We start from the raw sequence: 18,152 nt of genomic DNA, 5'->3' as shown, positions 1-18,152 counted from the left end.
ACTCCAAGTTAGCAGGCTAGGGTGCGCAGATGGCCATTGCGGCCATAGCGAAGGATGGGCTCGTCACGCGTCACCAGAACCATGTCCAACGCTCTCGCACTTGCCATCAGTATCCGATCCATGGGATCACTATGGGGCGGACCGGGCAGGTTGGATGACGCAATCAGAATGGCTGGTGAGATAGCGCTGAGCTTTGCCGACATTCGCTCGATGAATCTCTCCACGAAGTCGAGTGGCGCCAATGGCAGATTGAGCCGGCCCTTGGCTACGCCAATTCCGATCTCCCATGCCGACATCGGCGAAAGATACAGACGGCCGTCATAGGCCGCTTCCGAAATCTCCCGGCTTGCGTGCGGATCGATCAGACTATCGTTGGCGACAAAGATCATCGCACATGTATCCAGAAGCAGGTTTGGCTCTTCGCTCATTTACGCACCGCAAGTTTGCCGTCACGCGCGTCAGCCTCACCGCCCAGATAGCCCCGGTCCCATGGCTCGTCATCGAAAGGTTTGGTGATATCAAATCCGGCTTCGATTGTTATCAGGCCCTTCATGAAACCAAAACCGGGGTGGCGATCCGCGCGCGCCTCCTTTGGCGCGGCAGGCACGCTACCACTGGGCGGCGCCGAAATGGGTACTTTGCGAACGCGGCGAAATACCAGTTTCCCACTCCCTATATTGACGGATTCGGTTTCGAACCCAGCCTCAAGCCACTCCCTTGTCATGGGATTGTTGCTCGGATTGTTGCTCCACCATGCAGGGTATTGCTTCGATGCGGGCAGCGGCAGATTGAGCACTCTCTCGATTTCGGCGAATGACATCGGAACGCGATCGACATTTTGGGCAATGAGAAAGTCCTTGAGCGGCGCATATTTGGACATTGCAAACTCCTCAATGTAGCGCACTGCAGTTACAGGTACCATATGGTACTAACTTCACTACAGTGTCAACATTAAAGCTGTATAAAGTTTAATACCTCTCGAACCCCCTGTGCAGTTCCCAATCCGTAATGCGGCGGTCGTATTCGAATTGCTCCCACTTTGCGGTGTGGACATAATGTTCGAGCACATCGTCGCCGAGCGCCTGCTTCAGCATCTTCGACTTGGCCAGCGTCTCGGTGGCGTCGCGCAGCGTCTTCGGGATCTCCGGCAGGCGCGAGGCCTGGTAGGCATCGCCGACGAATGGCTTCTGCAGTTCGAGCTTCTCGTCGATGCCGGCAAGGCCGGCGGCGATCAGCGCCGCGAAAGCGAGATAGGGGTTCAGGTCGGCGCCGCCGATGCGGCATTCCATGCGGATGCCCTTGGTGCCCTCACCGCACAGGCGGAAGCCGGCGGTGCGGTTGTCCTCGCTCCACATGATCTTGGTCGGTGCGAAGGTGCCGGCCTGGAAGCGCTTGTAGGAGTTGATGTAGGGCGCCAGGAACCAGGTAAACTCCCTGGCATATTTCAGTTGCCCAGCCGCCCATTGCTGGCCAAGCGTGGACAAAGTCCAGTCCGCCTTCTTGTCGAAGAACAATGGCGTGTTGCCATCGGCGCTCCACAGCGAATTGTGGATGTGGCTGGAATTACCGGCGAGCCCGTAATTGTATTTCGACATGAAGGAAATCGACTTGCCTTCGGACTCGGCAATCTCCTTGGCGCCGTTCTTCAGGATGACGTGGCGGTCCGCCATGTCGAGCGCCTCGGCATAGCGCACATTGATCTCTTCCTGGCCCGGGCCCCATTCGCCCTTGGAGTTTTCGATCGGAATGCCCGCCGCTTCCATCTCGTTGCGAAGCCGGCGCATGACACCTTCTTCCTTGGTGGTGATGCCGATCTGGTAGTCGCCAATATAGGGCGACGCGGTGTCGAGCCCCTGCCAGTGCTTCTTGCGGGCGGAATCGTAGGTCTCGTTGAACAGGTAGAATTCGAGCTCGGAGGCGAAGTAGCCGATATAGCCGCGTTCGGTGAGCCGCTTGACCTGCTTTTTCAGCATCGCGCGCGGCGAATGCGGAAGGTCGTCATGGGTGTGGTGGTCGAGCACGTCGCAGATCACCAGCGCGGTCTTTTCCAGCCACGGAATCCGCCGCAGCGTGGCAAGGTCCGGCTTCATGACGAAGTCGCCATAGCCCTTCGACCAGCTCGCCGCCTTGTAGCCCGGCACCGGCTCCATATCGATGTCGGCGGCGAGCAGATAGTTGCAGCCATGCGTCTCGTCATGGGCGGAATCGACAAAGTACTGCGCCAGGAAACGCTTTCCCGCCAGCCGCCCCTGCATGTCGACGATGCAGGCCAGCACCGTGTCGATCTCGCCACTGGAGACCGCTTTCTTCAACTGATCGAACGAGAAATTTCCGGCCATTCCTTTGGCACTCCAGTGCTTGGTCGTTGAGGACGAAACCATAGCCGGCTGCACGCCGGCCATGGCCATGATGGTGACGTCAGTGGCCGGTTTCGCCGACAGCCTGTTCGGCAGCCTTGATCGCTGCCTGACGCGCCGCGATGATGTCGCCCAGCGGCGGGCCCTGGAAGCGATTGCGCTCGAAGGCGAACCAGACAATCGCCGTCAGGATGAAGAAGCCAACGGTGATGTACAGCGCCCAGTCGTTCGGCGGCTGGATGCCGATGATGAAGATCAGGATCATCGACACTATGGAAAGGACCCCGAACAGCATGAAGATGCCACGGCCCAGGTTCCACGGTCCCATCTTGTCCCACTTCGGCGTGCCCCAGGCCAGCATGCCGAGCACGATCGGCACGGTGAAGGACAGGAACAGGAAGATGACGGTGCAGGACACGACGATGGTGTAGGCCGAAGTACCGGCGACCGAAACCAGCGTCGAACCCCAGACGAACAGCACCGACAGGACCGACGCCGTCCAGATCGCCGCCACCGGCGTGCGATAGGTCGGGCTGACCTTGGCCAGTGCCGACGAGCCCGGCAGGCCGCCGTCACGCGAGAAGGCAAAGATCATGCGCGAAGCCGAGGTGACGGTTGCGAGGCCGCACAACAGCTGGGCGATGAACACGACGAGGTAGACGAACTCCTTGAGGCCGGGACTGACGCGCTGGTCGAAGGCCCAGAAGAACACGTTCCAACCCTGCTTGGCGGCGTCGTCCATGTTGGGGATCATCAGCACGAAGGCGGCCAGGAACAAATAGCCGAAGACCGCCGACCAGATAACCGACATCACCATCGCACGCGGCACCGATGAGGCCGCCTTGATGGTTTCCTCGGAAGTGTGTGCCGAAGCATCGTAGCCGGTGATGGTGTAGATCGGCAGCAGAAGGCCGAGAGCGAACACCCAGGCGTTCGAGACGGACGGCCAGACGCTGGCGCCGGCCTCACCCGAGTAGTTGTGGAAGGTGAAGAGCCGGCTGAAATCCCAGGTCTCGGCGGAGAACAGGCAGACGACAGCAATCAGGATCGAGCCGAAGAAGATCAGGTAGCCCGAAAAGTCGGTCAACTTCGCAGTCAGCTTGATGCCGAGATGGTTGATCAGCGCCTGGGCGCCAGTGATGATGACCAGGAAGATCATCTGATTGGTCAGCGTACCCTCGATGCCGAGCGTCGGCCCGAAGGCGCCGATGAAGAACGTCCAGGTGCCGACATTGATGGCGCCGAGCACGGTGATCAGGCCGAGCAGGTTGAGCCAGGCCGTCACCCAGCCGGTGCCGCGATTGCCAAGGATCGAACCCCAGTGATAGAGGCCGCCGGCCGTCGGATAGGCCGAGCTGATCTGCGACATGGCGACCGCGAAGGTGAGCGAAACGAAGCAGCCGACCAGCCAGCCGATGCCGATACCGATACCGCCGGCGCCCGACGTTGCCTGCGCCAGCGAATTGATGCCGCCCGACAGGATGCAGATGATGGAGAAGGAAACGGCGAAGTTGGAGAAGCGGCTTAGCCGCCGCTCAAGTTCCTGGGCGTAGCCCATGGAATGGAGGTGCTTTACGTCTTCCGCCTTGTCTGTGTCTGAATAACCCGGTGCTGCCATTGTAGTCCCCTTTGCATTCTTAGCTGGCCGGCCCTGCCCCGGTCGGCTTGCGCCGGCCGGAGCATCTAGTCTTTGCTGTTAGCCTGCCGTCTGGCCGACGGCTGCTTCCGCGGCCGCGATCTCCGAAGCGCGGCGAGCAATGTCGGCGCCGATCGGCGGGCCCTTGAAGCGGCGCGATTCGATGCCGAACCACAGCACCATGAGCAGAACGATCAGGCCGATGGCATAGTTGATCAGGATGTCGAAGGGCGGCTGGATGCCGGCATACATCAGCACCAGAACGCCAAGCACCGTAATGACGGCGAACGGCTTGGACCAGATGCCGAGGCGGAACGGGCCGAATTCGGTCCAGCTCTTGCCCTCGGCAAGCAGGCCGGCGGCCACGGGCATGGCGTAGGACACGTAGAGGAACAATGCACAGCCGGCCGCCAGTGCGGCAAAAGCCGGCGAGTACAATGTCGCTGCGACCGCGAGCACCGCTCCGAGCCAGATTGCCGCCACCGGCGTGCGCCATGTCGGGCTGACGGTTTTCCACACCGACGAACCGGGCAGGCCGCCGTCACGCGCGAAGGCAAAGATCATGCGCGAGGTCGACGTCAGTCCGGCGAGAGCGCAGATGAAGTTCGCCAGCACGATTGCGATGGCAATGATGCTCTTCAGCAGGAATGGTGCCGGCAGCTTGTTGAAGAGATTGAACCAGGCATTGGCGCCATCCTTGGCCGTCGCTGCCAGATCGGGGCTGGCCAGTACGAACGAAACGGCCATGACGAAGCCGAACACCAGCGACCACAGGACCGAATGGATCATGCCGCGCGGCACCGCCACGCGGGCATTGTGGGTCTCTTCGGACGTGTGGGCCGAAGCGTCGAAGCCGGTGATGGTGTAGAGTGGGTAGAGCAGGCCGATCAGGAAGGCGACGAGTGCCGTCCGTGCGGTCGGAACGTAGCCTGCGCCTGGATCACCGGTGTTGTTGACGAAGGTGGTGAGCCGCGAGAAATCCCAGCTTGCGCCCCAGATCAGGAACATCGCGGTCAACACGACGGCGACGACCAGAATGAGGTAGCCCGAGAAATCCGTCAGCATGGTGGTGAGCCTGATACCGAAATGGTTGATCAGCGCCTGTGCGACCGTGATGATCACAACGCCGATCACCTGCTCCTGATAGCCCCACGCGGAGACGTCGTTGCCGAACACGCCGGACCAGACAAGGTCCTTCAACAGCGCGTAGACGCCGACATTGACCGAGGCGACGACGAAGACCAGGCCGAGCAAGTTGATCCAGGCCGTGGCCCAGCCCCAGCCGCGCCCGCCGAGAATTGACGACCAGTGGTAGAGACCGCCGGCCGTTGGGTAGGCCGAGCCGATCTGGCCAAGGGACGCGGCAACGACAAGTGCAAAGACGCCGCCGATGACCCAGCCGACAGTCGCCTCGAAGCCGCTGCCGGTCGCCATGGCCAGCGGGAAGGACGTGATGCCGCCCGCCAGAATACAAATGATCGAAAAGGAAATTGCGAAATTCGAGAAGCCGCTCATGCGGCGAGCCAACTCCTGGGCATAGCCCATGCTATGGAGGGTTTTTACATCCTCCGATCTTTCAGCGTCTGATTTGTCCGGTCCTGCCATTTTCGTCCCCTGTTTTTCTAGCTGGCCGATTGAACTGACTTTCCCATTGCGTGTCGCCGGGAACCCTTGGCCTCCTCGGGTTCCAGGTCAGAAAAAATGCCCGTGAGCAGATCCGCCCATTTCCGCTGCCCGGTCTCGCCGGAGATCTCGTCGTTGCGGATTTCGATCATTGCGCAGGCAAGGCCGCGCGAGCGTGCATGGCGCTCCAAAGTGAAATATACGCGGTCGGCCGGCGAATAGGGCTCGTTGATGCCGACAGTGACGCCGGAGAGCCGCTGCAGCGCCGCTATCAGCGGCGACGCCAGCCGGCGGTCGTCATCATGGATGATGCCGATATGCCAGGGCCGGTTCTTGCCCTTGTAGACCGGCGTGAAGGAATGCACCGACACCAGCCGGGTGTCCTGCCCACGCGCCTGCCGGTCGTCGATGATCGATGCGATCGTGTCGTGGAACGGCCGCCACGACAAAGCGATGCGCTCGGCGCGCTCACTGTCCGACAGGCCGGCATTGCCCGGAATGGCCGTCGTCTCGCTGACCGGCGGCACCAGGTCCGGTGCGTCGAGCGGACGGTTGCAGTCGATTATCAGGCGCGAGATGCGGGTTTCGATGAGCGTCGCATCGAGGGCGGTCGCGATGCGGCGCGCCACCGGCAGCGCGCCGGGGTCCCAGGCGATGTGGCGGGAGAGGTCCTCGGCCGGCAGGCCAAGCGTGCCGAATTCGGACGGCAGGAAGTTGGAAGCGTGGTCGCAGGTCAGCACGAAAGGGCTGGACCCGCCGGGGTTCGTCACCCCTACGGTATCAGACGATGCAAGGCTGGCGGGCCGTGCTCTCTCCATAGTCTGCCGTCCCCTGGGGAGCGCTGTATCTTATGTTACGTATTTTGCCTCATTGCGTCCCTGTGGATGATTTCATACAGTTTGTCCGGCTTTGTCAAATGCGATTTCGGGGAAGCGGTCTGGACGGGCTCAGGGGTGGGGAAAACGATGATTTCCAGCATTGCCGAACTGATTTCGGACCGCATCGGCACGATGCCGGCCGGCGAGCGCCGCGCCGCGCAGACACTGATTGCGAACTATCCGCTGATCGGGCTGAAGACGGTCGCCGAGTTCTCGACCGCCGCCGGCGTATCGTCGCCGACCATCCTGCGCTTTGTCTCCAGGCTGGGGTTCCAGAACTATCCCGAATTCCAGTCGGCGCTGCAGGACGAACTGGCGGCGCAATTGCAGTCGCCGGCATCGCGCACGCTCAACCCGGCCTCCCCAAGCGGTGCAGTATCGCCAATGCTGGAGGCGACGCTGGACAATATGCGCGAGACCTTCAGGCATCTCTCCGACAGACAGCTTGCCGACATCGCCGCAAGGCTTGCCGACCGGCGCGGCAAGACATTCCTGATCGGCGGCCGCTTCACCGATCCGTTGGCACGCTACATGGCCGCCCATCTCGCCATCATCCAGCCCGATGTCTATCACCTTGCCGGCCAGGAGAGCATCTGGCGCGACCGGCTGATCGACATGGGCAAGCGCGACGTGCTGGTGATCTTCGACATCAGGCGCTATCAGGACAGTCTGGTCCGCTTTGCCCAGACCGCGCATCAGCGCGGCGTTCAGATCGTGCTGTTCACCGACCAGTGGCTATCGCCGATCGCCCGCTTCGCCCGCCATGTCATTGCCGGACGCACCGCCGTGCCTTCGGCGTGGGACTCTTCCGCCGCTCTGTTCGTTGTCGCCGAGACGCTGATCGGCGCCGTCACCAGGCAGCTCGAGGCCGACAGCGCCAGGCGCATCCGCGACCTCGAAAGCCTGCGCTGACACGCTCAATCCCCGCCGCAAGTGCGCAAAATTACGCAGATTTAATGTGCATGGAAGCGGCAGAATTGCCATAAAGCCATGATATTGCGGCGGCTTCGCACATACCGGGTGCGTCGCTGCGCGTTTTTTTGCTTGGCGAAACCGGTAGACGTTTTGCCAACCGGAGTGTCGATGGCCGCCTGGAAACAGATCGTTTTTGCGCTTGTGATCCTGGTCGCGGCTGTCCTCGCCTGGGCGCGATTCTTCCCGGGCGCGCCGGAGGTTCTAGCACGCTGGGGCATCGACTGGACCTATGCTTCGGCGCCCGCCACAACCGGTGCGGTCGACACGACAAAACAGGCAGGCGGCCGCAACGCTGCCGGCCGCCCGGCAAATGTCGTCGCCTTGCCGGCGACCACCGCCACCATCAACGATCGCCTGCAGGCGATCGGCACCGGCCGCGCCAACGCCTCGGTGACGGTCAACCCATACAGCTCTGGGCGCCTCGTTGAATTTCTCGTCCAATCCGGCACCCGCGTCGACAAGGGGCAGATCATCGCTGTTCTCGATTCCGAGACCGAGGTGATCTCGCAAGATCGTGCCAAGCTTGCCTTGCAGGATGCCCAGGACAAGCTCGAGCGGGTGAAATCATTGAGGGCCTCCAACGCCGCGACCCCGGTCGCCGTCGCCGATGCCCAAGTGGTGCTGGCCGGCGCCAAACTGGCGCTGCAGGATGCCGAACTCGCCTTGCAGCGTCGTTCGATCGTCGCCCCTATCGCCGGCACGGTCGGCATCCTGCCGATATCGGCCGGCAATTACGTCACCAGCCAGTCGGCGATCGCCACGCTTGACGACCGCTCCTCCATCCTGGTCGATTTCCTGGTGCCCGAGCGCTTCGCCGCCGCCGTCAAGGTCGGCGCGCAACTGTCGGCGACGCCGATCGCCAATCCGAGCAAGGCCTATACCGGCACTGTGTCGGCCATCGACAACCACATCGACGAAAAGAGCCGCACCCTGCTGGTCAAGGCTGCAATCGCCAATCCGGCGGATTCGCTGCGCGCCGGCATGTCGTTCGGCATCACCATGCGCTTCCCCGGCGACACCTATCCGGCCGTCAGCCCGCTGGCAATCCTGTGGGGTTCCGACGGCGCCTATGTCTGGCAGGTCGAGGACGGCAAGGCCAGGCGCGTTCCCGTGCGCATCATCCAGCGCAACACTGAGACGGTGCTGATCGACGCTGAGATCGAGGATGGCGACATGGTCGTCACCGAAGGCACCCAGAGCGTCAGCGAAGGCGGCGCGGTCCGCATCGCCGGCCAGGATCAGCGCGCCGCGGAAGCTGCCGAAGGCTCATGACTGCACCCGTCAGCACCGCCAGCGAAACCGGCTTCACCGCACTCTTCATCCGCAGGCCGGTTATGGCCTTCGTGCTGAACACGCTGATCGCAGTGGCCGGCCTTGCCGCTTTCTATGGCGTCGAAATCCGCGAACTGCCCGATGTCGACCGCGCCGTGGTCACCGTGTCGACGGCCTTCGAGGGTGCCGCCGCCGAAACCGTCGACCGTGAACTGACCGACACCATCGAGGGCGCGGTCGCCCGCGTCTCCGGCGTCAAGTCGATCTCGTCGACCTCTTCCTTCGGCCAGAGCCGCGTCACCATCGAGTTCAACGACGGCGTCGATTTGAACGTCGCCGCCTCCGACGTGCGCGACGCGGTCGGCCGTGTCGCCAACATGATACCGGAGACCGCCGACCCGCCGCGCATCGTCAAGGCCGATGCCAATTCCGATGCCGTGATGCGACTGGCCGTCACCTCCGACACCATGTCGGTGCAGGACATGACGGTGATCGTCCAGGACCAGATCGAGGACGAACTGGCTGCCGTGCCTGGCGTCGCCGACGTTCAGGTCTATGGCGACCGCGACAAGATCTTCCGCATCGATGTCGACCAGAACAAGCTCGCCAGCCTCGGCTTCACTGTCGCCGATCTGAGGGCAGCGCTTGCCTCGGTCGCTTTCGATTCACCAGCCGGTTCGATCACCACCACCAACCAGGATCTCATCGTCCGCACCACGGCCGATGTGACGACGCCGGAAGAATTCGAAAACATCATCATCGGCGGCACGACGCGCATCCGCGACGTCGCCACCGTCACGCTCGGTCCCGACATCGGCCAGACCTCGTTGCGCTCCGACGGCAAGACCGGCATTGGCCTTGGCATCATCCGTCAGGCGGAATCGAACACGCTGGATATTTCCACCGGAGTGAAAGCAGCCGTCGCCAAGCTGCAGGAAAACCTGCCCAAGGGCATGTCGATCAAGATCACCAGCGACGACGCAGTCTTCGTCAACGGCGCCGTGCACGAGGTCGAGATCGCGCTCGGCCTGTCGATCTCCATGGTGCTGATCGTCATCTACATCTTCCTGCTCGACTGGCGCGCGACGCTGATCCCTGGTCTGTCAATGCCGGTCGCCATGATCGGCACCATCGCCGCCATCTATCTCGCAGGCTTCTCCATCAACATTCTGACGCTTCTGGCGCTGGTGCTGGCGACCGGCCTTGTCGTCGACGACGCCATCGTCGTTTTGGAAAACATCGTGCGACGGCGCAACGAAGGCATGGGGCCTCGTGCCGCCGCCGTGCTCGGCGCCCAAGAAGTGTTCTTCGCAGTCATCGCCACGACGCTGACGCTCGTTGCCGTTTTCGTGCCGATCTCCTTCCTGCCGGGACAGACCGGCGGCCTGTTTCGCGAATTCGGCTTCGTCCTCGCCATGTCGGTGCTGCTCTCCTGCGTGGTGGCGCTGACGCTGTGCCCGATGCTGGCCTCGCGCATGTTGACCGGCGCATCGCTCCACCATGAAGGCGGTCACGGCATTGGCGCGCGCGTCGGTGGCGCGCTGAACGCGGCCTACAAGCGCGCCTTGCATGCCTGCCTCGGCGCGCCGTGGATCGTGCTGCTGGTTGCGGTGCTGTTTGCGGGCGTCGCCTTCAGCCTGTTCGGCACCATCCGCCAGGAACTGACGCCGAGCGAGGACCGCGCCGTCGTGCTGTTGCGCATCAACGCGCCGCAAGGCGTCAGCCTCGATTACACCACGCAGCAGATGCAGAAGATCGAGCGGCTGATCCAGCCGCTGCGCGATTCCGGCGAGATCGTCTCGACCTTCGAAAACGCCGGCCAGAACGGCGCCTACAATTCCGGCTTCATGGTGATGACGCTGGCGCCGTGGGACGAGCGCACGCGCAGCCAGCAGGAGATCATGGCGCAGATAAGCCAGCTGACCCGGCAGGTGCCATCCGTGCGCATCTTCCCGGTGCAGGCCAATAGCCTCGGCATTCGCGGCGCCGGCAACGGCCTGCAATTCGCGCTGGTCGGCAACGACCGCAAGGCGCTCGGCGACGCGGCGGTGAAGATCATCGCCCGGATGCAGGCCGATCCGCGCTTCCAGACGCCGCGGCTTTCCATCGACCCGACGCAGCCGCAGCTGGCGGTGGCCATAGACCGCGAGCGCGCCTCCGATCTCGGCATCGACATATCAGGGCTCGCCAACACCTTGCAGGCGATGCTCGACGGCAACGATGTCGTCGATGTCTACATCGCCGACCGCAGCTATGGCGTGAAGCTGGTCTCGACCACCAACCCGATCAATGATCCGACCGATCTGGAAAACATCTTCCTGAAGACCGCCGACGGCCGCTTCGTGCCAATGTCGACCATCGCCACGCTGACCGAGCGCGCCGTGCCGCCGTCGCTGACCCGCGAACAGCAGCAGCCTTCGGTGGCGATCACCTCGAACCTGAACGGCAATTTCGCACTGGGTGACGCGCTCGGCGTTGCCGAGCAGATCGCCGCCCCGCTGCTGCCGCCGGGCAGCCGCGTCCTGCCGCTGGCCGAAGCCGCGACGCTCGGCGAGACCAACAGCGCCATGATCACCATTTTCGGCTTCGCGCTGGTCATCATCCTCCTGGTGCTTGCCGCCCAGTTCGAAAGCTTCGTCAGCGCCGTCATCATCATGGCGACGGTCCCGCTCGGCCTTGCCTGCGCAATCTTTGCGCTGCTTTTGTCAGGCACCAGCCTCAATGCCTACAGCCAGATCGGCCTCGTGCTTCTGGTCGGCGTCATGGCCAAGAACGGCATCCTCATCGTCGAATTCGCCAACCAGCTGCGCGACCGCGGCCTCGGCGTGCGCGAGGCGATCGAGCAGGCCTCGATCATCCGCCTGCGGCCGGTGATGATGACGATGATCTGCACCATCCTCGGCGGGGTCCCGCTGGTGCTGGCCGCCGGCGCCGGTGCCGAAGCGCGCATCGCGCTCGGCTGGGTCATCGTCGGCGGGCTGGGTCTCGCCACCGTCTCGACGCTTTTCCTGACCCCGGTCGCCTACCTCCTGCTCGGCCGCTTCGTCACGCCGAAGACGCATGAGGAAGCGAGGCTGAAGCGGGAGCTTGAGGAAGCGGCGTACGCCAATGTCGAGCCGGCGGAGTAGCTCCGCTTACCCTCCCCCTTGTGGGGAGGGTCGGACCGCAGGTCCGGGGTGGGGGTGCAGCGCCAACTAACGTCGGTCCAGCGCTCCCGCGAATAACAGAGGTAGGAGCCAAGACCCCCACCCCGACGAAAGAGCAAAATTGCTCTTCGTCGACCCTCCCCACAAGGGGGAGGGTAGAAAGTCACGGCCTGATAAACACCTTCCCGTTCGGCTTGGCCAGCTCCGCCGGGACCTTCGCCATCGCCTCATCCAGCGGTAGCACCGCCGTCACGTCGGTTGACCAGCGCCCATCCGAAAAGCGCTTCTGTGCTTCCATGATCGCCGGGCCGCGCTTGTCGCGGAACTGGCGCATCCATTCGACCAGCCAGAAGCCTTCAATGTGCTTGTGTTGGAAGATCATCTGGCCGGGCTCACGGATGACAGTGGTGTCCGGATCGAGCCGTCCATAGATGATCCAGCGCGAGCGCTTCGGCATGGCGTCGAAGATCGCCGAGGCCAGCGGCCCGGTCACGGCATCGAGGAAGATGCGCGGCTGCTCGGCCTTGACCACATCGCGTAGTGCTGCCTTGAAATCCGGCGCCTTCTCGTTGAGCACATGGGCAGCCCCGATCTCCTTCAACAGCGGAATCTGCTCGTCGCGGCGCACGGTGACGATCGGCCGGAACCCAGCCTCCTTGGCGAGACCCGCGATCAGCTTGCAAAGCTGGCTGGCGCCGGCGGTCATGATGAAGGCTTTTTCGCCCGTCTGCTTGACGATGTCGAACATGGCGAGCGCCGTGAGCGGGTTGACGATCATCGCCGCGCCATCCTCGTCGCGGACCGTGTCGAGCAGCGGAATGCAGCCGGCAGCTTCGGCAACTGCATAGTCCGCCCACGCGCCCCAATTGGTGACGCCGGTGGTGAAGGCGATGCGCTTGCCGATCAGGCTTTTCGCATAGGGCTCGTCGCCGCTGGCAACGACCGTGCCGACACCCTCGAAGCCGGCCGGCTGGCCCTTGGCGCGCGGCTGACCGTACTGGCCCTTGATGAACATGACGTCGGACGGGTTGATCGAGGCGAGGCTGACCTTGATCAGCACCTGGCTCGGTCCGGGCGTCGGCACGCCGATGCTGCCCAGCGTGAGATACGGCTCCATCGCCTCCAGCACGCTGCCGGAGGGCGTCCTGGTGTAGCCGTCGCCGATCAGCAGCAGTGCTCTCATGTCTGAAGGTATCGCCATGGCGGGGCTCCTTAACGTTTGAGGATGAGCTTGCCGGATGCGCCACGGCCAAGCACGCGCGTCAGCACGGCGGCGGCATCGGCCAGCGGATAAGTGCCTTCGATGACCGGCCAAACCTTGCCGGCGAGATGCCAGCCGACCAGTTCCTTCAGATTGTCGGCATGGACGAGCTGGCCGAGCGGCGCGAAATCGCGGGCGATAATGGCCTTCATCCGCTCAGACCTTTTCCTGCGTGTATTTCCTGAGCTCCGTACGCGCCACCTGCCGGCGGTGCACGGCGTCCGGCCCGTCGGCGAGGCGCAGGGTTCGCAGATGCGTCCATGAGCGTGCCAGCGGCGTGTCCTGGCTGATGCCTTGCGCCCCGAACATCTGCACGGCCTCGTCGGTGACCTTGAGCGCGACGCGCGGTGCGATGACCTTGATCTGGCTGATCCAGGGCGCGGCTGCGCGCGCATCGCCTTGGTCGATCATCCACGCCGCCTTGAGGCAGAGCAGCCGCGCCATCTCGATCTCCATGCGGCATTCGGCGATGATGTCGAAATTGGCGCCGAGCTTGGCCAAGGGCTGGCCGAAGGCCTCGCGGCGCACCGAGCGCTGGCACAGCAGCTCCAGCGCCATTTCGGCCTGGCCGATGGCGCGCATGCAATGGTGGATGCGGCCGGGGCCAAGCCGCCCCTGGGCGATCTCGAACCCCCTGCCCTCGCCGAGGATCAGGTTTCCGGCCGGCACCCTGACATTGTCGAAGCGAAGATGCATGTGGCCATGCGGCGCGTCGTCGTCGCCATAGACCTGCATCGGCCGCAGCTTGGTCACGCCCTTGGTGCCGGACGGCACCAGGATCATCGAATGGCGGCGGTGCTGCGTCTCGGCTTCGCCGGTGCGAACCATGACAATGTAGATGGCGCAGCGCGGGTCCCCGGCCCCCGACGCCCACCATTTCTCGCCGTTGAGTACATAGTCGCCGCCTTGCTTTTCGCAGCGCATGGCGATGTTGGTGGCGTCGGAGGAGGCGACATCCGGCTCCGTCATCAGATAGGCCGAGCGGATTTTCCCCTCGAGCAGCGGCGCCAGCCATGCCTGCTTGTGGTCCTCCGAGCCATAGCGCTCCAGCACCTCCATATTGCCGGTGTCGGGCGCTGAGCAATTGAAGGTCTCCGCGCCGAGATGCGCCTTGCCCATCTCCTCGGCCAGATAGGCATATTCGACGGTTGACAGCCCATAGCCGCGCTCGGAGCCGGTCAGCCAGAAATTCCACAGGCCGCGATCCTTGGCCGTTTTCTTCAACCCTTCGAGGATTTCGGTCTGCCGCGCGGTATAGACCCAGCGGTCGCCGCCCTTGCCGACCTCGCTCAAAAACTCATGATCGAGCGGCATGATCTCGTCGCGCACCATAGCGGCGACGCGGGCGTGGATCGGCTTCAGCCGCTCGGTCATGCCGAGATTGATGTCCGCCATCGGTCTCCAACCCTTTCACGCATCCAGGCACTTTACCCGTGGCAAGGATGACCGTACTTCGGTTAGCCTTGTCAACGCGAGCCCTTTCGCCCCGGACCGTGAGCAGAAAGGCGCGGAGGAATTGCGATGAGCTATCTGGAAGAACTGTTCTCAGTCGCGGGTAAGACCGCGCTGGTAACGGGAGCCGCGACCGGCATCGGCCGCATGGTTGCGACCGCTTTGGTCCAGGCCGGCGCTACCGTGATGATCGCCTCGCGCAAGGGCAAGGATTGCATCAAGGTCGCCGCTGAGTTGAACGGGCTCGGCGGCTCCGGCAGTGCCGAAGGTTTCGCCGGTGACGTCTCGAGCGAAGCCGGCATTGCCGCGCTGGTCAGCGAGGTCAAGGCGCGCACCGAGAAGCTGCACATTCTGGTCAACAATGCCGGCATATCCTGGGGTGCCTCCCTGGAGGATTTTCCCTATAGCGGCTGGGCCAAGGTGTTCGCCGTCAACGTCACCGCCGTCTTCCATCTGACGCGCGAATTGCTGCCGCTGCTGGAAGCCGCCGCGAGCGATGCCGATCCGGCCCGCGTCATCAATCTGGGCTCGGTGATGGGCACGCAGCCGCTGGCCGACGACGCCTATTCCTATACCGCGTCCAAAGGCGCCGTTCACCACCTGACGCGCACGCTGGCGATCGAGCTCGCGGCGCGGCGCATCACCGTCAACGCCTTCGCGCCCGGCCCCTTCCAGAGCCGGATGACCGCCTTTGCCACCGGCACCGAAGAAAAGGCCAGACATGTCGGCAGCCATGTGCCGATCGGACGTATCGGCGTGGCGGATGACATCGGCGGCGCAACGCTCTATTTGTGCAGCCGCGCCGGCTCCTATGTCACCGGCGCCATCCTGCCGATCGACGGCGGGCAGTCGGTGCAGCATGGGCTGACACTGTTCAAGGAATGAGCCGCGGTCGGCGGCAAGGGGAGGACACCGCAGTGGAACCGATCAGTCTCGATGTGCTTCTGGCCAGCGTCGGCAAGGAAGTCGGCGTCTCGCCATGGCGCGAGGTCACACAGACCATGATCGACCAGTTCGCCGACGCCACCGACGACCACCAGTTCATCCATTGCGACCCCGAGCGGGCCAAAAACGAGACGCCGTTCGGCGGCACCATCGCGCATGGCTTCCTGTCGTTGTCGCTGCTCTCGGCGATGACCTTCGAGACCATGCCGCCGCTGGAAAAGGGCAAGATGGGCGTCAACCACGGTTTCGATTCGCTGCGCTTCCTGGCGCCGGTGAAGACCGGCGCGCGCATCCGCACCCGCTTCGTGCTGGCCGACGTCAAGGTCAGGCCGTCGGGCTGGGTGCAGACGGCGCATGACGTGACCATCGAGATCGAAGGCTCGAAGAAGCCGGCGCTGACCGCGCGCTGGCTGACGCTGACGCTGATCGAGCGTGAGCCGGAGACCGCATGAGCGACGCCAATACGCTCGACCAGACAGCGCTAGCCCCTTACCTCGAGGCGCACATCCCTGGTTTTGCACGGCTTTCCGCAATCGAAAAATTCAAATCCGGCCAGTCGAACCCGACCTATCTGCTGACCGCGGCCAGCGGCCGCTATGTCCTGCGCGCCAAGCCGCCGGGCCAGTTGCTGAAATCGGCGCATCAGGTCGACCGCGAATTCACGGTCATGAAGGCGCTGGCCGGCACCGCCGTGCCGGTGCCGGCGATGCTGCATCTGTCGGCGGAGGCGACGCCGATCGGCCGCATGTTCTACGTCATGGATTTTCTCGACGGCCGCATCTTCTGGGATCCGGCAGTGCCGGAGGCCGCTGGCAACGATGAGCGCGCCGCCCTCTACGATGCCATGAACGCCACCCTGGCCGCCCTGCACGACGTCGATGTCGAGGCGGTCGGGCTCGGCGATTTCGGCAAACCCGGCAATTACTTCGAACGCCAGCTGGCACGCTGGACCAGCCAGTACCGCGCCTCGGAGACCGGCACGGTCGCCGACATGGACCTGCTGATCGCGTGGCTGGAGACGCATATTCCGGCCGATGACGGCCGAAAATCTCTCGTGCATGGCGACTACCGGCTGGACAACATGATCTTCGCGCACAATGAGCCGAAAGTGCTGGCCGTGCTCGACTGGGAACTGTCGACACTCGGCGATCCCTTCGCCGACATCGCCTATCAATGCATGCAATGGCGCCTGCCGCACGCCTCGGGCTTTCGCGGTCTTGGCGGCGTCGACCGCGCCGCCCTCGGCCTTCCTTCCGAGGACGCGTACGTCGCCGCCTATTGCCGGCGGCGCGGGCTGGGCGGCATCGACAATTGGAGCTTCTTCCTCGCCTTCTCCTTCTTCCGCTTGGCGGCCATCTGTCAGGGCGTCTACAAACGGGCGCTCGACGGCAACGCCTCCAATCCCGAAAAGGCCAGGACCTATGGCGAAGCGGTGAAGCTGCTGTCGCACCTTGCCGCCAAGCTGATCGACCGAACCTGAGTAGACAATGAGATAGTGTGGTCGGCGCGATTTGATGACAGATCGGATCAGTTCCGTTCCCCGACCGGGGAGCAAGCCCACACGGAGGCGGTGGCAACCGGCCTGGAAACAGGACGCAAACCGATCACCGTCTGTAGACAGAGCATGATGCCGAAAAGTGTGAAGCGGTTTTCGGACGACATCATGCTCTATCTATTTGATTTAGAGCCGGATTCAGATTCAGGTCAATTCGACCTGAAATCATCCGGCTCTAGCGCGCATCGCTGGAAATGAACTTCATGTGCCGGCTGACTTGCAGGGCGATGTAGACGACCAGCGAGCATCCGATCGGAAACACGATCTCAATGAGGCCGGTGGCGACAGCCTGCGGCAATGCCAGCGCAATGTCCTTGGCTGCGGCGGTCTCGATCGTCAGCGCCGTGATCCCGCCGCCGAACACCGCGCCGGCCAAGGCACCCGCCAGCATGAAATGCAGCGAGCGAGGTTTTTCCTTGGATGCCAGCGAAGCCAGCATCCAGCCCAGCAAGCCATACTCGATCGCCCGCAACATACCGAGCGTGGTGAGCGACAGGATCACGGGCTTTGCCGATACATCAAGCGCGCTCACCATCACCTTTTGCGTACCTTTGGCGATGCCCATGGCCAGCGGCCCCGAGATCATGGCGATAAGGCCGCCAAGCGAGGCTCGCACCTTGGTGATCGCCGTGCCGAGGCTGACGCCGGCGCAGACGAAGAATGACCAGGTCACGCCTTGCGCCAAGTCGATCAGAACCTGGGTCGGGGCCGGGTGCGAACCTGCCGCAAATCCGGCAGTCAGAATAAGCGCTTCCATGGCGAAGCCGATTGCGATCGCCAGCCATGCGACTATCACGACTCGCCTGAGCGCCAGCCTTGCGCCATGAGAAAGTGGATGTGCGCCCGGCAGCCCGGACGAAAGCTCTATCGCAGCCATAGAGGCCCCCGAAAACCGAAATTTCTTGCAGAGCCGCCAAATAGGCTTTGTTTGTAACGGTCCGATGTTGCCTGCGTGCGCCCAGGTTACACATGCTGTGACATAGATGCCGGCGAAATGGACCAGACGGGCACGACTATTCGAGAGAAAGCTTGAGGTCGCTTTTTGATGTCCC

16 protein-coding genes are annotated in these 18,152 nt (G+C 63.3%); 6 read left to right on the top strand and 10 right to left on the bottom strand.

From position 1 onward, the window contains the following. Nucleotides 1-8: 8 nt before the first annotated feature. The 6 genes from NKI37_RS24010 to NKI37_RS23985 form a co-directional block, all read right to left on the bottom strand. Nucleotides 9-428 (bottom strand): type II toxin-antitoxin system VapC family toxin, encoded by a 420-nt coding sequence (locus NKI37_RS24010; protein WP_031244335.1) that lies wholly within the window; start codon nt 426-428, stop codon nt 9-11. Beyond that, on the bottom strand, nt 425-880 hold the full coding sequence (locus NKI37_RS24005) for a DUF7662 domain-containing protein (protein ID WP_023695631.1): 456 nt from the start codon (nt 878-880) through the stop codon (nt 425-427). The genes NKI37_RS24010 and NKI37_RS24005 overlap by 4 nt, the downstream gene beginning before the upstream one ends. Before the next feature lie 88 nt (nt 881-968). Continuing rightward, nucleotides 969-2,339, bottom strand: coding sequence for a glutamine synthetase family protein (locus NKI37_RS24000; protein WP_352788510.1), 1,371 nt, complete (start codon nt 2,337-2,339; stop codon nt 969-971). 79 nt (nt 2,340-2,418) lie between these two features. After that, nucleotides 2,419-3,975 carry an amino acid permease gene (locus NKI37_RS23995; RefSeq protein ID WP_023671163.1) on the bottom strand — a complete coding sequence of 519 codons (1,557 nt, stop codon included), beginning with the start codon at nt 3,973-3,975 and terminating at the stop codon, nt 2,419-2,421. A gap of 78 nt (nt 3,976-4,053) precedes the next feature. Further along, nucleotides 4,054-5,598 carry an amino acid permease gene (locus NKI37_RS23990; RefSeq protein WP_352788509.1) on the bottom strand — a complete coding sequence of 515 codons (1,545 nt, stop codon included), beginning with the start codon at nt 5,596-5,598 and terminating at the stop codon, nt 4,054-4,056. Nucleotides 5,599-5,615: 17 nt separating this feature from the next. Beyond that, complete coding sequence (locus NKI37_RS23985; RefSeq protein ID WP_023671161.1) at nt 5,616-6,434, bottom strand: N-formylglutamate amidohydrolase; 819 nt, start codon at nt 6,432-6,434, stop codon at nt 5,616-5,618. Between the two features lie 147 nt (nt 6,435-6,581). Here NKI37_RS23985 and NKI37_RS23980 point away from each other — a divergent pair, with 147 nt between their 5' ends. From NKI37_RS23980 to NKI37_RS23970, 3 genes are all read left to right on the top strand, one after another. Continuing rightward, a complete protein-coding gene (locus tag NKI37_RS23980; RefSeq protein WP_023671160.1) occupies nt 6,582-7,406 on the top strand; it encodes a MurR/RpiR family transcriptional regulator in 825 nt (274 codons plus the stop codon). A 171-nt stretch (nt 7,407-7,577) separates the two neighbouring features. Continuing rightward, on the top strand, nt 7,578-8,741 hold the full coding sequence (locus NKI37_RS23975) for an efflux RND transporter periplasmic adaptor subunit (RefSeq protein WP_023691844.1): 1,164 nt from the start codon (nt 7,578-7,580) through the stop codon (nt 8,739-8,741). Further along, nucleotides 8,738-11,869 (top strand): efflux RND transporter permease subunit, encoded by a 3,132-nt coding sequence (locus NKI37_RS23970; RefSeq protein ID WP_023704042.1) that lies wholly within the window; start codon nt 8,738-8,740, stop codon nt 11,867-11,869. The genes NKI37_RS23975 and NKI37_RS23970 overlap by 4 nt, the downstream gene beginning before the upstream one ends. 181 nt (nt 11,870-12,050) lie before the next feature. Here the strand turns inward: NKI37_RS23970 and NKI37_RS23965 are convergent, their stop codons facing one another. The 3 genes from NKI37_RS23965 to NKI37_RS23955 are packed head-to-tail and all read right to left on the bottom strand — an operon-like array spanning nt 12,051 to nt 14,543. Continuing rightward, nucleotides 12,051-13,088 carry a zinc-binding dehydrogenase gene (locus tag NKI37_RS23965; protein ID WP_023755046.1) on the bottom strand — a complete coding sequence of 346 codons (1,038 nt, stop codon included), beginning with the start codon at nt 13,086-13,088 and terminating at the stop codon, nt 12,051-12,053. 11 nt (nt 13,089-13,099) lie between these two features. Continuing rightward, a complete protein-coding gene (locus NKI37_RS23960; protein ID WP_084558271.1) occupies nt 13,100-13,402 on the bottom strand; it encodes a zinc-binding dehydrogenase in 303 nt (100 codons plus the stop codon). Beyond that, the gene (locus NKI37_RS23955; RefSeq protein ID WP_023686451.1) at nt 13,305-14,543 is read right to left on the bottom strand and encodes an acyl-CoA dehydrogenase family protein; all 1,239 of its coding nucleotides are present in this window, start codon (nt 14,541-14,543) and stop codon (nt 13,305-13,307) included. Before NKI37_RS23955 ends, NKI37_RS23960 begins: the two co-directional genes overlap by 98 nt. A gap of 126 nt (nt 14,544-14,669) precedes the next feature. On the opposite strand from NKI37_RS23955, the gene NKI37_RS23950 reads away from it, so the two are divergent. The 3 genes from NKI37_RS23950 to NKI37_RS23940 are packed head-to-tail and all read left to right on the top strand — an operon-like array spanning nt 14,670 to nt 17,025. Beyond that, entirely contained in the window at nt 14,670-15,485 is an 816-nt protein-coding gene (locus tag NKI37_RS23950) for an SDR family oxidoreductase (protein ID WP_023695624.1), read from the top strand. Beyond that, nucleotides 15,482-15,997, top strand: a complete 516-nt coding sequence (locus NKI37_RS23945) for a MaoC family dehydratase (RefSeq protein ID WP_280790513.1) — start codon at nt 15,482-15,484, stop codon at nt 15,995-15,997. Before NKI37_RS23950 ends, NKI37_RS23945 begins: the two co-directional genes overlap by 4 nt. Beyond that, nucleotides 15,994-17,025, top strand: a complete 1,032-nt coding sequence (locus NKI37_RS23940; RefSeq protein WP_023728438.1) for a phosphotransferase family protein — start codon at nt 15,994-15,996, stop codon at nt 17,023-17,025. The genes NKI37_RS23945 and NKI37_RS23940 overlap by 4 nt, the downstream gene beginning before the upstream one ends. A 250-nt stretch (nt 17,026-17,275) precedes the next feature. Here NKI37_RS23940 and NKI37_RS23935 read toward each other — a convergent pair whose 3' ends face one another. Then, on the bottom strand, nt 17,276-17,977 hold the full coding sequence (locus tag NKI37_RS23935; protein ID WP_023691850.1) for a hypothetical protein: 702 nt from the start codon (nt 17,975-17,977) through the stop codon (nt 17,276-17,278). Nucleotides 17,978-18,152 lie beyond the last annotated feature (175 nt).

Source organism: Mesorhizobium sp. M0626, from assembly GCF_040320665.1.
Taxonomy (GTDB): Bacteria; Pseudomonadota; Alphaproteobacteria; order Rhizobiales; family Rhizobiaceae; genus Mesorhizobium.
Note: the sequence above shows the minus strand (reverse complement) of the source record. Positions and strands in the feature narration are given on the sequence as shown.

Coding starts and splice junctions, on each gene's coding strand:
- NKI37_RS24010 (WP_031244335.1), bottom strand. CDS start 428: ATGAGCGAAGAGCCAAACCTGCTTCTGGATACATGTGCGATGATCTTT.
- NKI37_RS24005 (WP_023695631.1), bottom strand. CDS start 880: ATGTCCAAATATGCGCCGCTCAAGGACTTTCTCATTGCCCAAAATGTC.
- NKI37_RS24000 (WP_352788510.1), bottom strand. CDS start 2,339: ATGGCCGGAAATTTCTCGTTCGATCAGTTGAAGAAAGCGGTCTCCAGT.
- NKI37_RS23995 (WP_023671163.1), bottom strand. CDS start 3,975: ATGGCAGCACCGGGTTATTCAGACACAGACAAGGCGGAAGACGTAAAG.
- NKI37_RS23990 (WP_352788509.1), bottom strand. CDS start 5,598: ATGGCAGGACCGGACAAATCAGACGCTGAAAGATCGGAGGATGTAAAA.
- NKI37_RS23985 (WP_023671161.1), bottom strand. CDS start 6,434: ATGGAGAGAGCACGGCCCGCCAGCCTTGCATCGTCTGATACCGTAGGG.
- NKI37_RS23980 (WP_023671160.1), top strand. CDS start 6,582: ATGATTTCCAGCATTGCCGAACTGATTTCGGACCGCATCGGCACGATG.
- NKI37_RS23975 (WP_023691844.1), top strand. CDS start 7,578: ATGGCCGCCTGGAAACAGATCGTTTTTGCGCTTGTGATCCTGGTCGCG.
- NKI37_RS23970 (WP_023704042.1), top strand. CDS start 8,738: ATGACTGCACCCGTCAGCACCGCCAGCGAAACCGGCTTCACCGCACTC.
- NKI37_RS23965 (WP_023755046.1), bottom strand. CDS start 13,088: ATGGCGATACCTTCAGACATGAGAGCACTGCTGCTGATCGGCGACGGC.
- NKI37_RS23955 (WP_023686451.1), bottom strand. CDS start 14,543: ATGGCGGACATCAATCTCGGCATGACCGAGCGGCTGAAGCCGATCCAC.
- NKI37_RS23950 (WP_023695624.1), top strand. CDS start 14,670: ATGAGCTATCTGGAAGAACTGTTCTCAGTCGCGGGTAAGACCGCGCTG.
- NKI37_RS23945 (WP_280790513.1), top strand. CDS start 15,482: ATGAGCCGCGGTCGGCGGCAAGGGGAGGACACCGCAGTGGAACCGATC.
- NKI37_RS23940 (WP_023728438.1), top strand. CDS start 15,994: ATGAGCGACGCCAATACGCTCGACCAGACAGCGCTAGCCCCTTACCTC.
- NKI37_RS23935 (WP_023691850.1), bottom strand. CDS start 17,977: ATGGCTGCGATAGAGCTTTCGTCCGGGCTGCCGGGCGCACATCCACTT.